General features: G+C 70.5%; 16 protein-coding genes and 1 pseudogene. 8 read left to right on the forward strand and 9 right to left on the reverse strand.

What is annotated here, in order from left to right; all coding sequences use genetic code 11:
* The first annotated feature begins 960 nt into the window (after positions 1–960).
* Positions 961–2,442 (forward strand): HNH endonuclease signature motif containing protein, encoded by a 1,482-nt coding sequence (locus BL253_RS12460; RefSeq protein WP_241834735.1) that lies wholly within the window; start codon positions 961–963, stop codon positions 2,440–2,442.
* A 203-nt stretch (positions 2,443–2,645) separates the two neighbouring features.
* Here the strand turns inward: BL253_RS12460 and BL253_RS45345 are convergent.
* Positions 2,646–2,965, reverse strand: a pseudogene (locus BL253_RS45345) (mycothiol transferase).
* A gap of 94 nt (positions 2,966–3,059) precedes the next feature.
* Entirely contained in the window at positions 3,060–4,586 is a 1,527-nt protein-coding gene (locus BL253_RS12470; RefSeq protein ID WP_081438257.1) for an acyl-CoA synthetase, read from the reverse strand.
* A gap of 352 nt (positions 4,587–4,938) precedes the next feature.
* Between BL253_RS12470 and BL253_RS12475 the strand changes: the two genes are divergently transcribed.
* A complete protein-coding gene (locus BL253_RS12475) occupies positions 4,939–6,522 on the forward strand; it encodes a flavin-containing monooxygenase (RefSeq protein WP_076816516.1) in 1,584 nt (527 codons plus the stop codon).
* Positions 6,523–6,682: 160 nt separating this feature from the next.
* Here BL253_RS12475 and BL253_RS12480 read toward each other — a convergent pair whose 3' ends face one another.
* Entirely contained in the window at positions 6,683–7,075 is a 393-nt protein-coding gene (locus BL253_RS12480) for a nuclear transport factor 2 family protein (protein ID WP_076816517.1), read from the reverse strand.
* A 206-nt stretch (positions 7,076–7,281) separates the two neighbouring features.
* Here BL253_RS12480 and BL253_RS12485 point away from each other — a divergent pair, with 206 nt between their 5' ends.
* Positions 7,282–8,373 carry an SDR family NAD(P)-dependent oxidoreductase gene (locus BL253_RS12485; protein WP_076816519.1) on the forward strand — a complete coding sequence of 364 codons (1,092 nt, stop codon included), beginning with the start codon at positions 7,282–7,284 and terminating at the stop codon, positions 8,371–8,373.
* 113 nt (positions 8,374–8,486) lie between these two features.
* On the opposite strand, the gene BL253_RS12490 is transcribed toward BL253_RS12485, so the two are convergent.
* Complete coding sequence (locus tag BL253_RS12490) at positions 8,487–9,374, reverse strand: LLM class F420-dependent oxidoreductase (RefSeq protein ID WP_076816521.1); 888 nt, start codon at positions 9,372–9,374, stop codon at positions 8,487–8,489.
* Between the two features lie 274 nt (positions 9,375–9,648).
* On the opposite strand from BL253_RS12490, the gene BL253_RS12495 reads away from it, so the two are divergent.
* Positions 9,649–10,173 carry a nuclear transport factor 2 family protein gene (locus BL253_RS12495; RefSeq protein WP_076816522.1) on the forward strand — a complete coding sequence of 175 codons (525 nt, stop codon included), beginning with the start codon at positions 9,649–9,651 and terminating at the stop codon, positions 10,171–10,173.
* A 123-nt stretch (positions 10,174–10,296) separates the two neighbouring features.
* The gene (locus tag BL253_RS12500; protein WP_076816524.1) at positions 10,297–11,505 is read left to right on the forward strand and encodes an amidohydrolase family protein; all 1,209 of its coding nucleotides are present in this window, start codon (positions 10,297–10,299) and stop codon (positions 11,503–11,505) included.
* Between the two features lie 112 nt (positions 11,506–11,617).
* Here BL253_RS12500 and BL253_RS12505 read toward each other — a convergent pair whose 3' ends face one another.
* Together BL253_RS12505 and BL253_RS12510 are read right to left on the reverse strand one after the other, a co-directional pair.
* The gene (locus tag BL253_RS12505) at positions 11,618–12,994 is read right to left on the reverse strand and encodes a TetR/AcrR family transcriptional regulator (RefSeq protein ID WP_076816526.1); all 1,377 of its coding nucleotides are present in this window, start codon (positions 12,992–12,994) and stop codon (positions 11,618–11,620) included.
* A 173-nt stretch (positions 12,995–13,167) separates the two neighbouring features.
* Positions 13,168–15,654, reverse strand: a complete 2,487-nt coding sequence (locus tag BL253_RS12510) for a CoA transferase (protein WP_076816528.1) — start codon at positions 15,652–15,654, stop codon at positions 13,168–13,170.
* Between the two features lie 300 nt (positions 15,655–15,954).
* Between BL253_RS12510 and BL253_RS12515 the strand changes: the two genes are divergently transcribed.
* The 3 genes from BL253_RS12515 (at position 15,955) to BL253_RS12525 (ending at position 18,472) form a co-directional block, all read left to right on the forward strand.
* On the forward strand, positions 15,955–17,169 hold the full coding sequence (locus BL253_RS12515; RefSeq protein ID WP_076816530.1) for a cytochrome P450: 1,215 nt from the start codon (positions 15,955–15,957) through the stop codon (positions 17,167–17,169).
* 9 nt (positions 17,170–17,178) lie between these two features.
* Positions 17,179–18,084, forward strand: coding sequence for an LLM class F420-dependent oxidoreductase (locus BL253_RS12520; RefSeq protein ID WP_076816531.1), 906 nt, complete (start codon positions 17,179–17,181; stop codon positions 18,082–18,084).
* A 97-nt stretch (positions 18,085–18,181) separates the two neighbouring features.
* A complete protein-coding gene (locus tag BL253_RS12525) occupies positions 18,182–18,472 on the forward strand; it encodes a DUF1330 domain-containing protein (RefSeq protein WP_076816533.1) in 291 nt (96 codons plus the stop codon).
* Between the two features lie 143 nt (positions 18,473–18,615).
* Here BL253_RS12525 and BL253_RS12530 read toward each other — a convergent pair whose 3' ends face one another.
* From BL253_RS12530 to BL253_RS12540, 3 genes are all read right to left on the reverse strand, one after another.
* Positions 18,616–18,804, reverse strand: a complete 189-nt coding sequence (locus tag BL253_RS12530; RefSeq protein ID WP_076816535.1) for a ferredoxin — start codon at positions 18,802–18,804, stop codon at positions 18,616–18,618.
* Positions 18,804–20,099 carry a cytochrome P450 gene (locus BL253_RS12535; RefSeq protein WP_076816537.1) on the reverse strand — a complete coding sequence of 432 codons (1,296 nt, stop codon included), beginning with the start codon at positions 20,097–20,099 and terminating at the stop codon, positions 18,804–18,806. Before BL253_RS12535 ends, BL253_RS12530 begins: the two co-directional genes overlap by 1 nt.
* 226 nt (positions 20,100–20,325) lie before the next feature.
* Complete coding sequence (locus BL253_RS12540; RefSeq protein WP_076816539.1) at positions 20,326–21,777, reverse strand: aldehyde dehydrogenase; 1,452 nt, start codon at positions 21,775–21,777, stop codon at positions 20,326–20,328.
* Positions 21,778–21,876: the final 99 nt, after the last annotated feature.

A 21,876-nucleotide genomic window follows, 5' to 3' on the forward strand; every position in this document is an offset into this window, starting at 1 on the left:
TCGATCTTGGATTAACTAAAGTGGCATTGGGATCTGACGCCCTTTCGTCCATGTCCTACACGTGGCGTGGGCACCTGGGGGGGAACCGCCGCGCCGTCGCCGACAGGTGGGCCGTGACTACGGGCGTTTACGGTGGCGACATATGTCGATGACCCTGGCGKCGAACTCTTTCGGACACGGGATCGGTTTCCGGGTCGAGACGCCATCGATATGAGATCGACGGCGCCGAAGGTAACGGGCGACTAACCCGCGCCGGCAACCAGGCCGAGCACCTGATAGTCCTGTGGTCCGCGTGGGCGCACGCTCATTGGTGGGTCGCCCGTGCCGTCGTCGTGATCGATCATCTTTTCGGTAAGGCAGCGGTGGCGGCCGGGAACATCTTGCATCCGGCATGCCCATCATGTTTGTGATCACATGTGTGCGGATGCAGGGCGCCCACATCGCCGTCTGGTCCGGCAGGGATTCCGTCGGCTGGCCCGGACGGTGATTCTGACAACCTGGTCGGATCGCTTGAAACTGTGGTTCGCGAAAATCGCGGTCGCGTTTCCTTTTCTGTATCGTCGAACGTACGGGAAGCGGCAATAGCGTCTTCCAGGTAAATCCGGCTAGTGCAGTCCAGTTGCCCCCTCCGTTTAAACTGGGGAGGGCGGTCAGAATGACTGGTCCGACCTGGCCGAGCGTGCCCGGCCCGAATTCTGGCGCGGTTGATTTCTCCCTCCTCCGAGCTACTATGAACACATGTTCGATACGTGTGGCGGCCATGCTCCGTCGTCCTCCGACTCACCCGCGGGTCCCACGGATACCGCCGGCCCGCGCGGGGGCATCCGATCCGGACCTTCCTTCCGACCCGCCGGTTCCAGACCGTCTGGGTTCAGCTCGCCGGCGCCACGGCGGCCGTCGTCCCGATCGGTGGCGCGMCCCTCCCGCCCGATCGCCGCCGCCCAGATGCTCGTCCCCGCGATGGAAGAGCCGGACGCGGTGTCTCTGGACGCGGTGTCTTCTGTCGCGGGACTCGAAAGTGGACCGTTGAGGTGGCTCGCCCAGGCGGATACCTCCCTGGAGGCCGTGTTGGCCGGGCTGGCGGGCTGTGCCGAGGAAGCGGCGTTTGACCTGGTGGTGGAGCTTGTCCGGCTGGCTTCCCGTCTGCAGGGGTTGACGATCCGGGCGCAGGTCCACCTGGCCCGGCTCCGGCCGGCGCCTTCCGGCGATGGCGACGAGAGCGGTGGGGCCTACTCGGAGTTCCTCGCCGACGAGCTGGCAGCCGAGCTGAGCCAGTCGCCACGCACCGCTTCGGGTCGGCTCGCGCAGGCTTGGGACATCGCTCACCAGGTGCCCGACGCGCTCGACGCGTTGACGTCGGGCCAGCTGGACTATCCCCGGCTACTCGCGTTGCACGACGTCACCCGGGCGCTGTCCGACGGGCAACGAGCCACCGTCGAGGCCCAGATGCTGGCCGGCGGCCGGTTGAAGTCGCCGTCACAGTGGCGTCGCAAGCTGCACCGAATGGTGACTCGGATCGATCCAGACGCCGCCGCGCGGCGGCGCAAGGAAGCCCATGCTCAGCGTGGTGTCGCCGTTCAGGCTCTCGAGGATGGCATGGGCCTACTGTCGGCGACGTTGACGGCCCAGGACGCACGCGCGATCTTCGAGCGGATCGACCGGATCGCGAAGGCCGATGCCCGTGTCGACGGCGACGGGCGGCCGATCGATGCCCGGCGCGCGGACGTTCTCGCGGCGTTGCTGTTGGGTAATCGCCGCGAATTGGTAAAGGTCGAGATCCAGGTCATCGCCGCCGTTGGCACTCTCGCCGGGCTGGACGACAACCCCGCCGAGCTCGTCGGACATGGTCCGATCCCGGCCACGGTCGGCCGGATGCTGGCCGCTGACGCGAACTGGCGCCGCGTCCTGACCGACCCGGACACCGGCACGGTCCTGGACCTCGGGCACCGGCGGATTCCGACCCCAGCGCTTGCCCGGCTCATCCGACATCGAGACACTCGATGCGTCTTTCCCGGCTGCGGAATGCCCGCCACCTGCTGCGACATCGATCATACGGTTGCTCACGCCACGGGCGGTCGAACCGCGCTCGACAACCTTGGCCTGCTGTGCCGCCATCATCACTCGGCCAAACATCGAGGTGGCTGGACGCTGAACCAGCCAGAAGCCGGCGTCTTCATCTGGATGAGTCCCGCCGGCCGGACCTATCATTTGGACATCAATACAAACGAGGAAGAGGGTCTACTTCTCCCCGAAGGCGAGAAGGGTGATGCCTCATCTATGCAGCCATGCCCTCGGCCACACGCAGAATCAACAGTGAACGGCGGTCGGCCGAAGGAGATCCGTGTCCGTTCTAAAATCATCGGAGATCCATGTCGCGGTCACATCGGTCACCCTGTTGCCGATCTTGCCGAGTCGGTTGGCCACCGGTGGAGCGTTGCGTAGTCGCCCTCGGCGAGGCCGCGTCGTGGATCGACCTGATGGAGGTGGGCGTGTCCTCACTGGTGCTTTCTACCCAGGCGCGGTCGCGTCGGTGATCTCGTCGTCGACCCGCACGAACGGGCGTCCGGCCGGCCAGGCGATCAGTATGTGAGCGTCCGGCGCAGCCGGTCGTCCTCGTCGTCCTCGTCGGTTGACGGCCGACAGGGTCAGCCGAGGCGGCCGGTGGCGCCGTCGGTCAGCTCGCGCAGGATGTCGGCGTGGCCCGCGTGGCGGGCGGTCTCCTCGATCATGTGGACGTAGATCCAGCGCACCGAGACCTCGCCGCGTCCGGATGCGGCACGACGTCGTCCAGCGCGAACCCGGCCGCCGCCGCACGGGACTGGGCACAGGCCCGGTCGTAGTCCTTGAGCAGCGCGTCCAGCATGTCGGCGTCGGTAAGTTCCCACGAGTTCTCTGGCTCGCCGTGCGATGGCTCGTCGTGCGATGGGCTCGCCGTGCGATGGCACGTCATGCGACGGCACGTCATGCGATGGGCTCGTCGTGCGACGGCTCGCCGTGCGATGGGCTCGCCGTGCGATGGCTCTCTGCGTCACGGCTCGCCGCGACCGCGTTCCGTCGTGCTACAGCTGGCCGCGGAGCTCGCGCTTGAGGATCTTGCCGGAGGGGTTGCGGGGGAGGGCGTCGATGAAGGTGACCGCCTTCGGCACCTTGAACTTCGCGAGGCTGCCGCGGCAGTGCTCGATGAGCTCGTCCGCGGTCACCGAGACACCCGGCCTGGGAGCGACGAAGGCGACCGGGACCTCGCCCCACTTCTCGTCGGGACGGCCGACGACGGCGGCTTCGAGCACCGCCGGATGCTCGTAGAGGACGCGCTCGACCTCGGAGCCGGCGATGTTCTCCCCGCCGGAGAGGATCATGTCCTTGAGGCGGTCGACGATGAAGACGTAGCCGTCCTCGTCGCGCACGCCGATGTCGCCGGTGTGGAACCAGCCGCCGGCGAAGGCGCGGTCCGTCGCCTCGGGATCCCGCCAGTAGCCCTTGAAGACCTTCGGCCCGCGCAGCACGATCTCGCCGGCCTCGCCGGCGGGCAGCCCCCGCCCGTCGTCGTCCCAGATGTCGAGCTCCAGGTAGAGGCATTCCCGGCCGACGCTGCCACGCTTGGCGCGGATGCTGCCGGCGTCGAGGAAGGTGTCGCCGGAGACCGTCTCGGTGAGGCCGTAGGCGTCGGCGAACCACGCCGACGGGAAGACCTTCTGGATGCGGTCGATGAGGGGGAGCGGCATCTTCTCGCCGCCGCCGATCAGCACGCGGACCGAGGACAGGTCGCGCCCGTCGACGCCCGGCAGGTCGAGGACCGCGCGGACCATCGCCGGCGCCATCCACACGACGGTGATCCGTGACCGTTCGATGTCGTCCACCACGCGGGCGGCGTCGAAGGTCTGGTGAACATGGGTCGTGCCGCCCGCCGCGATGATCGACGTGGTCACCAGGTCGAGGGCGCCGACGTGGTACAGCGGGCCGCAGGCGAGGCCGACGTCCGCGGCGGTGAGACCGAACTCGGTGATGTGGGCGTAGTTCTTCCACGCGAGGTTGGCGTGTGTGATCATCACGCCCTTGGGGCGCCCCGTGGTGCCCGAGGTGTACATGAGGCGCTGGATGTCGTCGCCGGCGGTCTGGGCGCGCTCGGCCGGTGGCGCCGAGCCGTCGGCGAGGTCGGCGAGGCGTTCCCATCCGTCGGAGGCCTCCGGCGAGATGGCGATGCGCGCCAGAGCGGGCAGCTGCTTGGTCGCATCGGTTCCAAGCGCGACCAGCTCGTGGTCCACCACGAGCGCGCGCGCCTGGGCGTGGTCGAGGATGTACTCCAGCTCCGCCGCCGCGAGCCGCCAGTTGAGAGGCATGACGGCCGCGCCGAGATAGTTCGCCGCGAAGATCGTCGTCAGGAAGTCGACGCTGTTGTAGGCGAGCAGGGCGACGACGTCGCCCGCGCCGATCCCGCGGGCCCGCAGGCCGGCGGCCACGGCGGTCGTGCGCTCGAGGGCGTGCCGGTAGGTGACGGTGTCGCCCTCATAGACGGCGAAGGGCTTCTCCGGAGCGCGGTCCGCGTGGTGGGCGAGGACGCCGACCCAGTTCATGTCCGGAGCGCTCATCGAACCTGCCTCCACCTAGTGATGTCGGGGACAGTGGCCCCGGGTATGCGAAAGAAGATCATTTTCGCGCACCCGTTGGCCTCTTGACCGACCAGTACAAACAGCGTGACGGTAGCCAAGTCTTCCGGCCGGTTCAACGGTTGCCCGTGGCGTCCCGCGCCAGGYGGGGGCACGCCTGGCCTGGCCTGCCGGGAACTTCGTCGCCTTGACGCTCCCGAGGGCGGCGGGATAGCTTCATGGAATCTCTGGACCGGTCGGTACAAAGATCTTAGTGCAGAAGAGCACCTCAGTGCAGAAGAGCATCCCGGTGCGAAAGATCTCTCTGAGTGCCGCCGCGACCGATGTGGGAGACATGGGAAAAGCAGACGTCGACATCGTCATCGTGGGCGCGGGCATCCTCGGAATCAACCAGCTGTACCGCGCGCAGCGTGACGGATACTCCGTGCAACTGCTCGAGCAGGGCGACGGCGTGGGCGGCACGTGGTACTGGAACCGCTACCCCGGCAGCCGGTTCGACTCCGAAAGCTACACCTACGGCTACCTCTTCTCGGCCGAGCTATGGCGCGAGTGGGACTGGAGCGAGGAGTTCGCCGGCCAGCCGGAGACCGAGCGCTACATGAACTACGTGGTCGACCGGTTCGACCTCCGCCGCTTCATCCGGTTCGGCAGCCAGGTCGTCGCCGCCGAGTGGGACGAGGAGTCCCACACCTGGACGACGCGGACCGCCGACGGGCACGTCGTCCGCTCGACCTACCTGGTCAGCGCGACGGGCGTGCTCTCGGTGCCGTTCTACCCGGACGTGCCCGGGCGCACGGGGTTCGCCGGCGAGCAGTACCACACCGGCCGCTGGCCGGCGACTCCCGTCGAGTTCGCCGGCAAGCGCGTGGCCGTGGTCGGCACCGGCTCCTCCGGCGTGCAGGTCGCGCCGGTCATCGCCGGGCAGGCGGCCTCGCTGACGTTGTACCAGCGCACCCCGTCGTGGTGCACACCGCTGAACAACCACCCGATCTCGGCCGAGCAGCAGGCGGAGCTGAAGGAGAACTTCGAGAAGATCAGGGACGCCCTCGCCGTCTCCATCGCGGGCTACCTGCACGAGACCTCGGACCGCAAGACCTTCGAGGACACGAAGGAACAGCGCTGGGAGTTCTACGAGYGGGCCTGGAACAGCCCCGGCTTCGCCAAGATGAGCACCAACTACGCGGACATGATGCTCGACCCCAAGGCGAACAAGGAGTGGTGCGACTTCCTCGAGGAGAAGATCCGCGGGATCGTCGAGGACCAGTCCGTCGCCGACCTGCTCATCCCGACCCTCGGGTACGGCGCGCTGCGGCCGCCGTTCGTCGCCGGCTACTACGAGATGTTCAACCGGCCGAACGTCGAGCTTGTCTCCACCCAGCACACCCCGTTCGTCAGGGTCACCGAGACCGGCATCGAGACGTCGGACGGCCTGCGTGAGTTCGACATCGTCGTCTGGGCCACCGGGTTCGACTTCGGCACGGGCGCGATGCTGCGCATGGGCATCCGCGGCGCGGACGGGCTGACACTGAACGAGTACTGGGCGGACGGCCCGCGCACCTTCCTGGGCCTGATGTGCCATCACTTCCCGAACTTCTTCTTCCCCGGCGGCCCGCACGGCGCCGCGGGCAACAACCCGCGCTACGGCGGCGACCAGGTCGACTTCGTCGCCGACCTGATGTGCTTCGCGCGCGAGCGCGGCGAGGACCGCGTCGAGGTGCCCGCCGAGACCGAGGAGCGGTGGGCCGCGACGATGAAGAAGGGCCTGCCGTTCTCCAGCTTCGTCGAGCACGGCCAGTACTACGGGACGAACGTGCCGGGCAAGCCGCGGCGCTTCCTGCTGAACCCTGCCGGCCGGCCGGCCCTGCTGCGGGTGATGGAGAAGACGGTCGAGAGCGGCTACGCGGGCTTCCTCGGCTGACCGGGCCGGGGCCCGTCGGCCGGCGGGTGGACCAGGTCCCGTGCGGCTCGCCCGGGACCTCCGCCTGCCGGGGCCGGGGCCGGGCTGGACGCCTGGAGGGCCGAAGGATGTGCGAAAATGATCTTCTTTCGCGCATCCTTCGGACGCCGGCCTCGGATCGCTAGACGAAGACCAGCTCGCGGCTGGCGAACAGCCAGGCCTCGCCGCTCGCCCGCAGGCGGTCGGTGTACCGGCCGACGAGCTGGACCCGCCAGCCCTTCTCGGCCTTGACCAGGAACAGCAGGTCGCTCGTCGCGCTGGCCGACTCGCCGTCGAAGTCGGTCACGTGGATGTTCAGCACGACGTGCCGCTGGGGAACCCCGGGAGTCAGCTTGGAGTAGGTCGCGCGGATCGCGTCGTGGCCGTGCAGCACCTCCGAGCCGGGGAAGGACGCCGACCCGTCGGGCAGGAACGTGGCGACGACGTCCTCGGTGCGGGCGTCGTCCACGGCCTGCGCATACGCCGCGATGGTGTCGCGGATCCGTGCGACGGCGTCGGCATACTCGGCGCTCATGCGAGTCCCTTCCGGGTCGATTGACTGGACCGATCGGTACAACAGACACTAGCGTCGCTTCCGCCCTGGTGACGGCGCCACCGACGTGTGCCAGTCGAGCCGCCTTACCAGCCCGGAACCAGGCCAGGCCCTGTCCCAGGCCGCGGCCCGCGATCACACAGGTCGGGTGCGCGGTGCCCGCCGCTGAGAGGAACGGTGCCAACCCGATGAGCAGGTTCACCTTCGACGGCCGAGTAGCGGCCGTGACGGGCGCCGGACGCGGTATCGGCCGGGCCTACGCGGTGCTGTTGGCCCAGCTCGGGGCCAAGGTGGTCGTCAACGACCTCGGCGGCTCGTCGACCGGCGTCGGGGCCAATGCCGCACCGGCGAACAGGGTCGTCGACGGGATCCGTGCCGCCGGTGGCACCGCGATCGCGAACTTCAGCGACGTGTCGACCGTCGAGGGTGGCCAGTCGATTGTGGACGCCGCCATCGGCGAGTTCGGGCGCATCGACATCCTGATCAACAATGCCGGGAACATGGTCTGGGCGGGCCTTCCTGACATCGACCTCGCCAATCTCGAGGCGCACCTGRATGTGCACGTGAAGGGCTCGTTCAACACCGTGCGCGCGGCGTGGCCGCACATGGTGGAGCAGGGCTACGGGCGCATCGTGCTGACGACGTCGATCGGCATGTTCGGGCTCTCGGACAACCTCGGCTACGCGACATCGAAGGCATCAATGATCGGCATGGCCCGGAGCATGACCGCGGCTGCCGGCGAGCAGAACATCCGGATCAACGTCATCGGCCCGAACGCGATGACCCGGCTCGCCAACAAGCCCGCGCCCAGCGCCCCCGCCGACGGCACCCCGGCGGACACGTCCTCCACCGGTACCGCCGCGACCGGTACCGCCGCGACCGGTACCGCCGCGACCGGTACCGCCGCGACCGGTACCGCCGCGACCGGCGCCGCCTCGACGGACGCCGCGCCGGCGGATGCCGCCCCGGCCACCAGCGCTCCGCTGACCGAGGGATTCCGTGCCGTCCCGGACCTGAGCTCGGCCGCGGTCGCCCCCATGGTCGCCTACCTGGCGCACGAGGAGTGCGGCGTCAGCGGCGAGGTGTACCTGGCGGGCGGGGGCCGGTTCGCCCGGCTCTTCGTCGGTGTCACGGAGGGCTACCTCAACCCCGACCCGGCCAAGGTCGACATCGACGACGTCGCCGCCAACTGGGCGGCCATCCAGGACGAGACCGGCTACTACGTGCCCAGCGATCCCCTGGACTGGTCGACGCACTTCCTGGCGCACTTCTACGAGTAACGCCGCCGTCCAACTGGGGGGCCATCCAGGACGAGACCGGCTACTACGTGCCCAGCGATCCCGTGGATTGGTCGACGCACTTCCTGGCGCACTTCTACGAGTAGCGCCGTCGTCTAGCCGAGCACGGCGTCGGCCCGCCTCTTCATCTCGGCGATGAAGTCGAGGTGCTGGCCGAGCGTGGTGAGGCCGTTGCGGGCACTGTTGACGGCCACGTCGGTCACACCCGCGTCACGCAGCCGCGGGAGGGCTTCCACCGTTTGCCCCATCCACGCGCCCGGTTCGTCGGGCAGCAGGTTGAACAGCGACCGGAACCCGTCGGGGGAGCGGCCCTGCTCGCGAAGCAGCTGCTGGACCCGGCTCCAGGCGAGCATGGCCTCCTGGTGGAAGCCGTAGCCGAAGATGAAACCGTCGGCGAGTCTCGCCGCGCGGCGGAAGGCCGCCTCGGACGAGCCGCCAAGCCAGATGGGGATCGGCCGGCTCGGCGGCGGGCAGAGGGCGGCCCGGTCGATCTGGTCGAACTGGCCGGTGAAGGTGACCGGCTCGCCGCTCCACAGCTGGCGAAGATAGGGAATCTGCTCGTCGAGCCTGCGTCCGCGGGTGGTCCACTCCTGTCCGAGCGCGTGGTACTCCACCGGGTTGTAGCCGACGCCCAGGCCGAGTCGCAGCCGGCCGCCGGAGAACAGGTCGACGTCGGCCGCCTGCCGGGCCACCAGGACTGTCTGGCGCTGGGGGAGGATCAAAATCGCCGTGACGAGCTCGACCCGCCGGGTGGCCGCGGCGAGGTAGCCGAAGGTGACCAGCGGTTCGTGGAACGGGTCCTTCTCGTGGTAGGACCGCTCGGGCAGCGGTGGTTGGCGGTCCACGCCGTGTACCGCCCCGACGATGTGGTCGTACAGGAGCAGATGCTCGTACCCGAGCTGCTCGGCGGTCACCGCGAACTGACGGAGCGCGTCGGGATCGCCGCCCAGCTCGTTCTGGGGGATGGTGACGCCAAGCCTCATCCGGACCCGCCTCCGTAGTCCCTGCCCAGGGCTCGTCGTCGTCGCCAGGGCTGGCGATCCGCCCCTTGGCGACCAGGGTCGACGGTTCATATGATGCACGTGGCCGTGCACTATATGGTTCGCGAGCGCTCGGGTCCACGAGGACGGGCTGGCGCGTGTCGACCCGCGGGGTCGCGTGTCGACCCGCGGGGTGAGGTGGCGCGCCGTTGACAGGCCAGGCGCGCTGAGCGCGTCCACGGATGGTCCACGCCTACCGGAGAGCGATCACGCGACTGTGAGCGGTACCGAGGCCGAGGCGCTGGCGGAGCTCGCGGCGCGTGAGGCGATTCGCCAGCAGCTGCACAACTACTGCCGCGCGATGGATCGCCGTGACGACGAGCTGGGATACGCCGTCTGGCACGAGGACGGCACGGCGGACTACGGCGCGGCGGTCTTCCGGGGCTCCGGGCGCGACTTCGTGGACCAGGTGTCACGCAACCATCTCCGGCGCCTGGCGCACTCCCATCAGATCGCGACCGTCGGGATCGAGGTCCGCGGCGAGCGCGCGGTCAGCGAGTCGTACGTCACGGTGCGCCTGCGCACCGCCGTGGCCGGTGGCTTCACCGAGGAGTTCTACGCCGGCCGGTACCTGGACCGCTGGTCGCGCCGGGACGGCCGTTGGGCCATCGATCACCGCGTGTGGGTCCTGGACTTCGACGAGCAGGACCGGCCGGTGACCGCCCGCCTGCCCGGCGGCGGCAGCCGCGACACCGCCGATCCGTCCTACGAGCTGTTCCGCGGCCTGCGCGCCGGCATCTGAACGGTCTGCGCGCCGGCATCCGAACGGCCTGCGCGCAGGCATCCGAACCACGCCCCGAAACGGGGACTCCACCTTTCTGCGCGGCCGTTGACACGAGTGTTAGAAACGGCCTATGGTCAGAACATGACCAGTGCCAGGTTCCCTGTGTTCGACGCGGACAACCACCTGTACGAGACGCGCGATGCACTCACCAAGCACCTGCCTGACAGGTACAAGGGCGCCATCGACTACGTCGACGTRCACGGGCGTACGAAGATCGTGGTGCGGGGGCAGATCTCGAACTACATTCCGAACCCCACGTTCGATGYGGTCGCGCGCCCCGGTGCCCAGGAGGAGTACTACCGGAAGGGAAACCCGGACGGTAAGAGCCGCCGGGAGATCTTCGGCGCGCCGATCAAGGCGATGCCGGCMTTCCGCGGCCCGGAGGCGCGCCTGGAGCTCCTGAACGAGCAGGGCGTCGACCGGACGCTGATGTTCCCGACGCTCGCCAGCCTCGTCGAGGAGCGGATGCGCGACGACCCGGACCTGATCCACGCGGTCGTCCACTCGCTCAACGAGTGGATGTACGAGACGTGGCAGTTCAACTACGAGGACCGGATCTTCACCACGCCGGTCATCACCCTGCCGATCGTGGACAAGGCCCTCGAGGAGCTCGACTGGGTGATCGAGCGCGGCGCCAAGGTCGTGCTGATCCGGCCCGCGCCGGTGCCCGGCTTCCGGGGCTCGCGGTCCTTCGGCTTCGAAGAGTTCGACCCGGTGTGGCAGAAGATCGTCGACAACAACCTGATCGTCGGCATGCACTCGTCCGACTCGGGCTACGAGCGCTACACCAACGACTGGTACGGCAACAACAGCGAGTTCCTGCCGTTCCAGCCGCAGGCGTTCCGGATGCTGTCCGCGTGGCGCCCGATCGAGGACTCCGTGGCGGCGCTGGCCTGCCACGGCGCGCTCACCCGGTTCCCGGACCTGAAGGTCGCCGTCATCGAGAACGGCGCGGCCTGGGTGGCGCCGCTGATGAAGGCGCTGAAGGACCTCTACAAGAAGATGCCGCAGGACTTCCCGGAGAACCCGGTCGAGGCCATCCGCCGCTCCATCTACATCTCCCCGTTCTGGGAGGAGAACTACCTCGACCTGGCCGAGCTTCTCGGCGAGGAGCACGTCCTGTTCGGGTCGGACTACCCGCACCCGGAGGGCCTGGCCGAGCCGGCGAAGTACGCCGAGGATCTGGCGGCCTACGTCGACGACGACGAGAAGATCGCCAAGTTCATGGGCGGCAACCTCGCCAACCTGATGGGCTACCCGGCCAAGCTCGAGAGCCCCGCCAGCGTCTGACCGCTGACGGGAGCCGCTCGGTCCCAGGAAAGTCCGTGACCGTGATGCCGGCCGGTCTCGCGTCTGTGACGCGAGACCGGCCGGCGCCGTTCCCGGGGCGGCCGGAGCCTGGTCAGGACGACTGCCGGGTGCCGAGCAGGCCGCGTTCGATCACCAGGGCGGCGGCCTCCAGGGTCTCGGCCGAGCGGTGCCCGCCGCCGAACACGTCCAACAGCGCCATCGTCACGATCGCCTCGGCGTCGACGTCGCCGAAGCCGCGAGGCACCAGGAAGTGCGCGAGCTGGCGCCGGCCCCAGTCGAGGGCGGCGGCCGCGTCGGTACCGAGCGCCGCCTCGTGCAGCGTCGCGTCGATCCAGATCCTGATGATCCCGGCCTCGGAGACCTGGATCTTGTTGTACGTGCGCAGCCAGTCCCGCAGGGTCTCCGTCGACCAGGCCTGCTCCGACCCGGGAGCGGGCGGGGTGGGGATCGCGGCGAGTGTGCCGGACAGCGGCGCCATCGCGGCCAGCACGAGCGTGCGCGCGAGGTCGGCCTTGTTCGCGAAGTACCGGTAGAAGATTCCGTGTGACAGACCGGCGGCCTCGGCGACGTCATCGACCCGGGCGCCGTGGTAGCCGCGCTTGGTGAAGACCTCGTACCCGGCCGAGAGCAGCGCGTCGTACGTGGCCCGCGCGGCGTCGGTGAGCGCGGAGCGCTGGCCCGGCGCCCCGGCCGCCCGGCGGTCGAAGTCGATGAGCGGCGCCGCGTCGGTGTCGCGGCCGCGCGCGTTCACGTCGGGGATGAGCCCGAAGAGGGCGCGGTGGATGACGTCCGCGAGCGCGTCGTCGACCCGCGCGCGTGGGTACGCCCGCGGGGCCGCGCGGCGCAGGATCTCGGCCGAGTAGAAGGTGCGGGCCGTGGCGCCGAGGAGAAGGCCGATCACGCCGTCGGCATCGTGCGGGGCAAGCGTCGTCGCGGTGAGCCTGGACCGGATCAGCGCGATGTTCGCCGTCGCCGCCTGCACGTTCAGCGCCTTGAGGCTCGGGGTCTCCCTGGCCGCGCTCTCGAAGACGTGGAACACCGCGCCGAAGTGCTCGTAGATGTCCGCGTACCGTTCCACCCACTCGCGGATCGCCGCCCAGCCCGCCGCGTCCGGGGTGAGCGGCCCCAGCGCCTCGACGGAGGCGCCGACCTGGCGAGTGACCTGCCCGGCCAGATACCGAAGCACGTCCTCCTTGCTGGAGAAGTACTGGTAGAACGCCACCCGCGAGCAGCCGGCGCGCCTGGCGAGGTCGGCGATGCTGGCGGTGTGGTAGCCGCCCTCGCCGAAGACCTGCAGCGCCGCCGCCACGATGCGCTGCTGGGTGAGCCGCCCGCGCTGACCGACCGTGGGGTTGTCGGCGAACGGGACGCGGCGGGCGATCGACTCCGGCGCGGATGCCCCTGCTGCGTCGACGATGGGTGCCCGGTCCACGGGCCGGCCCGCTGAGCGGGTCGGATCGCTCGTCATGATCCTGTCAGTATCTCAAATGGAACGGGCGCGAACGTGCGGACTTCACCGGCTGTCTGGAGCGTGTGACGAACGCCTGGCCAACACGGGCCAGCACGCGAGGGGCCGGCCGTGAAGCCGGCGACCGGCCGCGAGCCCGGCCTGGGAACGGTCGGGCCCACGGCCGGGCGGCGTCAGCCGGGCGTGCCGACGGCGCGCGGCGCGTCGGCGGGGATCGCGCCGGCGGCGGCGAGGGCCGCGCGGGCGTCCGCGTCGAAGCCGGCGGCGTCGAGGACCTCGGTGGTGTGCTCACCGAGGCCGGGGATCGAGACCCGCACGGCGGGGCGGGGCTCGGGGCCCAGGCGCAGCGCGAACCCGGGCTGCTCGGTCAGGCCGCGCGCTCCCCAGTCGAAGGCGACGGTGCGGCCGAGCTCGCGGTCCACCGGGTCGTCGACGATGTTCGCGACGAAGCCCGACCTGTCCACCTCGGCGACCAGCTCCGCCGGCACGCCGGCCGCGCGCAGCCGGGCCGCCCAGGCCGCCGCGCCACCCTCGCGGAAGGCGGCCTCGAGGATCTCCTCGGCGGGCTGGTGCTCGCCCGACCGGGTCCGCAGCGGTGGCGGCGTCGCGGGCAGGTTCGCGAGCAGTGACCCCCGCCCCGCCGGCAGGCCGGCCGTGACGGCGTCGCGCAGGCGCCCCCACGCCTCGGCGTCCGGGACCGCGAGGGCGAGCCAGGCACCGTCACCGGCCTGGTAGATCCGGTAGGCCGCGCCGTAGCCGGTCTGCTCGGCGTCGAGCACCGGCCCGGCGACCACCGTGGCCTCGCCGGCCGGCACGCCGTCCGAGCCCGGGCCGCCCGGGCCGCTCGTGCCGCTCGTGCCGGCCAGGTCGGCCAAGTGGCTCGTGCCGGCCGGGTCGGCGGCATAGGCGACGAACGCGCCGGACTTCAGCATCAGGCCGGCCCCGAGCAGCGACGTGCTGACGGACTGCCCGCCGCCGTGACGGCGGCGCGCGTACAGGCCCGCGAGGATCCCACAGGCCGCGACCCAGCCGCTCGCCGAGTCGATCGCGCCCCAGACGAGGAACGTCGGCGGCCGGCCCGCACCGCCCTGGGAGCCCTCGACGCCGGAGAGCGCCTGCATCAGGTGGTCGTTGGCCGGCAGCTTCGCGCGCGGGCCGGTCGCGCCGAAGCCGCTCGCGTGGCAGTAGACGGCGTTCGGGTTGGCCGCCCGAACGGTGGCCTCGTCGTAGCCGAGCCGCTCGGCGAGCCCCACCCGCGCGTTGTGGTGGACGACGTCGCTGTCGCGGAAGAGCGCGGCGAGCACGCCCGCGGCGCCGGGTGCCTTCAGGTCGAGCGCGGCGGCCCGCTTGCCGCGCTGGCCGGCGGCGAACATGGGCTCCATGTTCCGGTGGATGTCGCCGGTCAGCGGCTCGACCTTGACGACGTCTGCGCCGAGCTCCGCCAGCACCGCGGTCGCGACCGGCCCGGCGAGGTAGGCGGACAGGTCGAGCACACGAACGCCCGACAGCAGCCGCCCGGAACCCGCCGCGGCACCGCCGGCTGGCGCGGGCGCGTCAGGCACGCCGGGGGCGCCGGCCTGGCCCGCCGGGGTGACGCGCGCGATCGGGCCGAGGACGCCGATCCGGCCGTAGGCCGGGTCGGCGTGGCTGACGGCGAGCCCGGTGCGGCGCACGTGGTCGTCCAGGAGCGCCTCGCCGGGGCGCAGCACCGGCTCGCAGCGGAAGTTGTGGCCGGCGAGGTCGGCGAGCCAGGCGGCGCGGGGGCGGCTGGCGATCGCCTCGGCCCAGCGGATGCCGCGCTCGACCATCTCGCCGCTCATCATGTCGGCGTTGTAGCCGCGCTCGCTCGGTGGTTCGCCGAGGAACGCGAGGAACTCCTCGTAGGCGCCCTTGGCGCCGAACCAGAGCTGGATGTACTCGCCGTCGGCGCACCGGTAGGCGAGGGTCTCCTGGGGGCCCTGGTCATGCCAGAGCAGCTTCGTCGTGGGGGAGGGGTGCTCGACCCGCCCGATGATCATTGGGAGGATCGCGCGCAGGCCGTCGGCGAGCGAGGTCTCCGCCCAGCCACCGCGCCCGGTCGCGGCCCGCTCGTAGAGCCCGGCGAGCGCCCCGACCGTCGCCGCGAGCCCCGCGCCCGCGCTCGCGATCGCGAGGTCGGGGAACGCCGGGCGGCCGGGCTGGTGGCACCGGATCTGGGTGAGCAGCCCGGTGCGGGCGGCGAGCAGCAGCTCCAGGTCGGCGAGCGCGCCGCGAGCGGTGTGGCTGGGCCGGGTGCGGACCACCACCAGGGCCGGGTTGGCGCGGGCGAGGTCCGGGTAGCCGAGCCCGCGGCGCTCGATCGCCTTCTCCGGGCCGTTGAGGAACAGGACGTCGGCGGACCTGGCGAGCGCCGCGGCCGTCGCCGCCGCGCCGTCGGGGTCCGCGTCGTCGTCGACGTCGACGATCTCCTTCCCGCGGTCCCAGACGCGGGCGAACTCCACCCCGGTGTCGAGCGTCGGCCGGCGGCCGGAGCGGACCCGGGTCACCTCGGCGCCGAAGTCGCGTAACAGCGCGCCCGGCAGGCTGCCGGCCAGGCCGGCTCCGACCACGCTGGTACCGAAAGCGACCTCGACGACCCGTACGCCGGACAGGGGACCCTGACCCGTCGTCTCGGTGGTCATCCGCGCTCCCTCCGCCTCGCGGCGGCCAGCACGGGGCTGGCCGCGGATTTATCATTAATGAGTAAATACTCATCGGCCGGTACGGGTGCGCGCAACAGGCGACCCGCCCTTCGTGCGTGCGCGTGCGCGTGCGGCCGAGGGTGGTCGGCGGCTCCGTCGGCGACGGGCCGGCCCGCGGTCGAGGCGTCCGTCGCGGTTGCCCCGGCCTTCATATCGGTGACATGCTGCTGCCACGAATGTGGGCTTGACGGCTGCCGTGGCGGTCGGTCGGTGCTCCGGGGCTGATGGAGGCGTTCAGGCGTGGCAGAGCTTGGCTTAGCGGCCGCTACAGCGGACAGGGGGGTCTACTACGACCCCTACGACGTGGAGATCGACACCGACCCGTACCCGGTGTGGAAGCGGATGCGGGACGAGGCGCCGCTTTACCACAACGACAGGCACGGCTTCTACGCGCTGAGCCGGTGGGACGACGTCGACGAGGCGCTTGTCGACCACAGGACGTACATCTCCGGCAAGGGCTCGGTCCTCGAGCTGATCAAGGCCGGGACGCTGATACCGCCGGGCATGGTCCTGGCCGAGGACCCGCCGATCCATGACCTGCACCGCGCGCTGCTGTCCCGGGTGTTCACGCCGAAGCGCATGGCGGCCCTGGAGCCCCGGGTGCGTGAGCTGACCGCGCGCACGCTCGACCAGTTCGTCGGCGCCGAGGGGTTCGACTTCGTCGCCGACCTGGGCGCGTTCATCCCGATGCGCGTGATCGGCATGCTGCTCGGTATTCCGGAGAGCGAGCAGGAGGCGCTGCGCGACCGGAACAACGCCCGTCACCACATCAGTCAGGGCGAGGTGCCGGAGCTCTCCGACATGCGTGCGGCGATGGCGGAGTTCGCCGACTACGTCGACTGGCGGGCCGACCATCCGTCCGACGACCTGACGACCACGCTGCTCACCGTCGAGTTCCGCGACGAGACCGGCACGACCCGCCGGCTGACCCGCACCGAGATCCTCCTGTACATCTCGCTGCTGGCCGGCGCAGGCAACGAGACCACGCGCCGGCTGATCGGCTGGACCGGCCAGCTGCTGGCCGACCACCCCGACCAGCGCCGGGCGATCGCGGCCGGCACGTCGACCGTCAACCAGGCGATCGAGGAGATCCTGCGCTACGAGACGCCGTCGCCGGTGCAGGGGCGGGTGCTGTCGCGCGACGTCGAGCTCCATGGTCAGACCGTTCCGGAGGGCGCCATCATGTTGCTGCTCAACGCCTCGGCGAACCGGGACGAGCGGCGCTTCCCCGACGCCGACGTGTTCGACATCAACCGGGAGGCCGAGCGGCACCTGTCCTTCGGCCGCGGGATCCACTTCTGCATGGGCTCGTCGCTCGCCCGCACCGAGGGCCGCGTCGTGCTGGCGGAAGTGCTCAGGCGGTGGACCGACTGGGACGTCGACTACGACAACGCGGTCCTAGATCACACGTCCACGACACGCGGTTGGATGCGTCTACCAATCCGCACGGTGTAGGAGGGTTATATGCGCTTCATCCTGCACTACCCGGAGACCAACGGGACCAGCCGCGACATGCTCGATCTCGGGCCGCTGGACGAGGTCGCCGCCGCCGCCGAGAAGGCGGGCTTTGACGCCATCTCGCTCACCGAACACCCGGTCCCGGGCGCGAGCTGGCTGGAGAACGGCGGGCACCAGAGCCTGGACCCGTTCGTGGCGCTCGGGTTCGCCGCCGCGGCGACCACCCGGCTGCGGCTGATGACGAACCTGGTCGTCGCCCCGTACCGCAACCCGTTCCTGCTCGCGAAAGCGGCGGCGACGGTCGACAAGCTCTCCGGTGGCCGGCTGATCATCGGGATGGGCACCGGCTACCAGAAGTCGGAGTTCTTCGCGCTCGGCGTGGACCTCGCGGAGCGGGCCGCGCTGTTCGACGAGGCGCTCGACGTGCTACCGCTGCACTGGCGCGGTGAACCGTTCAGCTACAAGGGCCTGCACTTCGACGCCCGCAACGTCATCGCCCGCCCGAAGCCGGTCCAGGACTCGATCCCGATCTGGGTCGGCGGCAACTCGGGTCGCGCTCGCCGCCGGGCCGCCGAGAAGGCCCAGGGCTGGCTGCCGATGACGGCCAGCCCGCAGGTGGCCCAGACCGCGCAGACGATGGCGATCACGTCGCAGGAGCAGATGGCGACCCTGATCCAGGGTGTCAAGGACGCGGCCGCCGCGGCGGGGCGCCCCGGCCCGCTGGACTTCACCTCGTCCTACAGCGGCGCCCAGGCCGCCATCGCGCCGAACGCGGACGCCGACCGGCACCGGGAGGAGTGGGCGGAGCTGGAGAAGATCGGCGTCACCTGGCTGATCATCTCTCCCCAGTCCAACTCCGCCGCGGAGACGTTCGGCTTCATCGAGGCCTTCGGCGGCACCTACCTGTCCTGACCTGGGACCGGCCCTGGCGATGACGGCGGCTGCACCTGATGAAGGGCTGTGGTTGCATCGCCGCGAGGCGGGTTGTGTGCGGATGAAGGAGAGAGCCATGCCGAAGGCGTACATCGTGTTCACAGAGGCGATCAAGGACCCGGACGGGATGGCCGAGTACGCGAAGGTCGCCGGGGCGTCGTTCGACGGCGTCGCCGGGCGGCCGCTCGCTCTCGGCCCCGCCTCCGAGGTCCTCGAGGGCGAGTGGCACGGCAACCAGACGGTCATCCTCGAGTTCGACTCGGTCGAGGCAGCCAAGGCCTGGTACACGTCCGAGGCCTATTCCCAGGCGATCCGGCTGCGCCAGGCCGCGGCGGACTGCAACGCCGCGATCATCCCCGGCTTCTGAGACGCCTGCTGAGACGAGGAAGAGCACCGATGGGGCCGGCCCTGGGCATCGAACCAAGAGAGCCTGACGGTCCGTCCTGAACAACGGCGAAAGGGGCGGTGGCGGGCCTGAGCCCGCCACCGCCCCTTTCGCGCGTTGGTGTGCTACTCCACCGTGATGGCGCGCTCGGGGCAGTGGCCCGAGACGGTGCGGACCTCCGCCTCGAGGTCGGCGGGCACCTCGTCGACGAGGACCTCGCCGTAGCCGTCGTCGCTGATCCCGAACACCGTGGGGCACTCAGCCGCGCAGACGCCGTGCCCGCGGCAGACGTCCTCGTCGATGAAGACCTTCATCACGCCTCGCTCGGGTTCTGGGCCGGAGTGAACTCCAGGCACAGGTACCCGAGGCCACGCAGGATAAAGGTCGGCAGGTACCGGTACTTGCGGGCGTCCGCCGGGCCGTGGACGGCCTCGTCGACGCGGATCTCGCTGGTGCGGGCCAGCAGCCGCTCGATCGCGACCCGGGCCTCGGCGCGGGCCAGCGGGGCGCCGGGACAGGTGTGGATGCCGCGGCCGAACGCGATGTGGTGCCGGGAGTTCGGCCGGGTGATGTCGAACTTGTCCGCGTCGTCGAAGTGCCGCGGGTCGCGGTTGGCCGCGCCGTTGACCACCATGAGCGTGGCACCGGCGGGGACGTCCACGCCACCCACGGTCGTCGGTACCTTGGCGAGCCGGAAGTCGCCCTTGATCGGGCTCTCCGTGCGCAGCGTCTCCTCGAGGAAGTTCGGGATGAGGCCGGGCTCGGCGCGCAGCCTGGCCTGCAGCTCGGGGTCCTCGGCGATCAGCTTGCCCGCGGTGCTGACGAGGCGGACGGTGGTCTCCTGGCCGGCGGAGAACAGGTTCGCCGCGACCCGCACGGCGTCCATGACCTCGGGCGTCGAGCCGTCGGGGAAGGTCGCCTGGGCGAGCCCGGTGAGCACGTCGCCGCGCGGCTCCTTGCGGCGGTCCTCGATGTAGACCCTGAACTTCTCGTAGAGGAACTCCAGTGGGGAGTGCGYGAGCGACTCACCGCTGGTGCCGCCGATGGTGCCGCTGGCGGCCCGGTTCAGGTGGCTGACGAACTCGGCGTGGTCCTCCTCGGGCACGCCGAGCAGGTCGGCGATGACCAGCAGCGCCAGCGGCCCGGCGAAGTCGCCGATGAACTCGCCCTTGCCGCCCTCGAGAAGGCTGTCGAGCAGCCGATCGGTGATGACACCCATCCACTCCTCGTTCTCGCGGAGACGCTTGGGGGTGATCATCTTCATCAGCAGTGCGCGATGGTCGGTGTGCAGCGGCGGGTCCATCGTCGGCAGCTGGTCGAAGAACGGGAGCGAGCCGCGGTGCTGCTCGATCAGCTCGGCGACGTCGTCGCGGCCCTCCAGGGGGACCGGGAAGCCCGGGAACGGGCCGGTCACTGACGTGCAGGACGAGAAGTTCTCGTTGTCCTGCAGGACCTGGATGCCCTCGTCGTAACCGGTGACCATCACGACGTTGTGATGCGGCTCCCGGCGCACCGGGCTCTTGGACCGCAGCTCGTCGAAGTACGGATACGGGTTCTCGACGAGCTCCTGGCCCAGGAAGAAGTCCAACGACTCGAGGTCGTTCGCCATCTGAAGGCTCCCTTCGACACCGCGACGCCGGCCGGGCGCGGGACCTGTTTCTCCGCCGCCGGAGGGGGCAACGGCGTTGAAAATTGCTGAGAGCAGCATTCTCCGCTAACGGAAGCTGCGATCCCAACCTACCGTACGACGCCCGTCCCTTCAGGCGCGTCCACGACGGGAACGACCGCGGCCGGACGGTATGAAACCGTCCGGCCGCGGTCTGGCGCCCGGCTGGCTATCGGGTAGCGGCAATCGAGATCGACTTGGAGTCGAGGAAGCCCTCGATGCCCTCCCTGCCCAGCTCGCGGCCGATGCCGGAGGCCTTCACGCCGCCGAACGGCGCCGCCGGGTCCATGCTGTAGGCCTCGTTGACGCCGAAGGTGCCGCTGCGCACCCGCCGGGCGACGTCCAGGCCACGCTCGACGTCGGCGGTCCACACCGAGCCGGACAGGCCGTACTCGGTCGCGTCGGCGATCCTGAGAGCCTCGGCCTCGTCGGCGTAGGGAATGACAGACAGGACCGGGCCGAAGATCTCCTCCTGCGCGATGCGCATGGAGCTGTCGACGTCGGCGAACAGGGTCGGGCGGACGTACCAGCCGCGGTCGACGCCGGCGGGCAGGTCGGCGCCGCCGGCGACGAGCCGGGCGCCTTCCTTCTGTCCGACCTCGATGTAGCCGCGGACCCGCTCCTGCTGGCGCTGGGCGACCAGCGGGCCGATCTCGGTGGCGGGGTCGGTCGGGTCGCCGGTGGGCAGCGACTCGACCATGGCGGCCAGCGCGTCGACGTACTCGGCGTAGCGGGACCGGGGAACCAGAACCCGGGTCTGGGCGACGCAGGCCTGGCCGCTGTTCATCAGGCCGGCGACCTCGACGCCCTTGGCCATCGCGGCCGGGTCGGCGTCGTCGAGCACGACGGCGGCGGACTTGCCGCCCAGCTCCAGGCTGACCCGCTTGAGGTTCGCCCCGCAGGCGGCGGCGACCTTGCGGCCGGCGGCGGTGGAGCCGGTGAACGAGACCTTGTCGACCCCCGGATGGGAGACCAGGTACTCGCCGACCTCGCGGCCGGCCGCCAGGATGCTGACGACGCCCGGCGGGATCTCGGCCCGCTCCAGCAGGCCCGCGAGCCAGTACGCGTCCAGCGGCGTCTCCGGCGACGGCTTCAGCACGACCGAGCAGCCGGCGAGCAGCGCGGGGATCAGCTTGCCGATCGTCAGGTGCATCGGCATGTTCCACGGGACGATCGCGCCGACGACGCCGACCGGCTCCTTGCGCACCAGGATGTCCTGGCCGTAGAAACCGGGCCGCTTCTCCTCCCAGGCGAGGTTCTCGGCGATGCCCGCGAAGGCGTTCATCATGAACATCGGGATGGTGACGTGCCCGAGCTTGGCGAAGCTGATCGGCGCGCCCATCTCGGCGGTGATGATGCTGGCCAGCTCGGCGCGGCCCGGCTTGTAGAGCGCGGCGAGCCGGCGGACCGCGGCGACCCGCTCCGCCGGGTCGAGCCGGGGCCAGGGGCCCTCGTCGAACGCCGTCCGCGCCGCGGCCACCGCCTTGTCGACGTCGGCCGGGGTCGGCTCGGCGACCCTGGCGATGACCTCCTCGGTGGCGGGGGAGACGACGTCGAACGTGTCAGGGCCGCTCGGTGCGACCCACTCGCCGCCGATGAACAGACGATCCTGAACCTGCATCGTGCTTCCTCCGGTTGCCCTTCGCTTCCCGCTGCCGGTCGCGCTGTGGGGCGCCTTCTAGTGCCTTCTTGCGCTGGGTGTCGGGTTGGCTTGAAGTGG

Source organism: Pseudofrankia asymbiotica, from assembly GCF_001983105.1.
Taxonomy (GTDB): Bacteria; Actinomycetota; Actinomycetes; order Frankiales; family Frankiaceae; genus Pseudofrankia; species Pseudofrankia asymbiotica.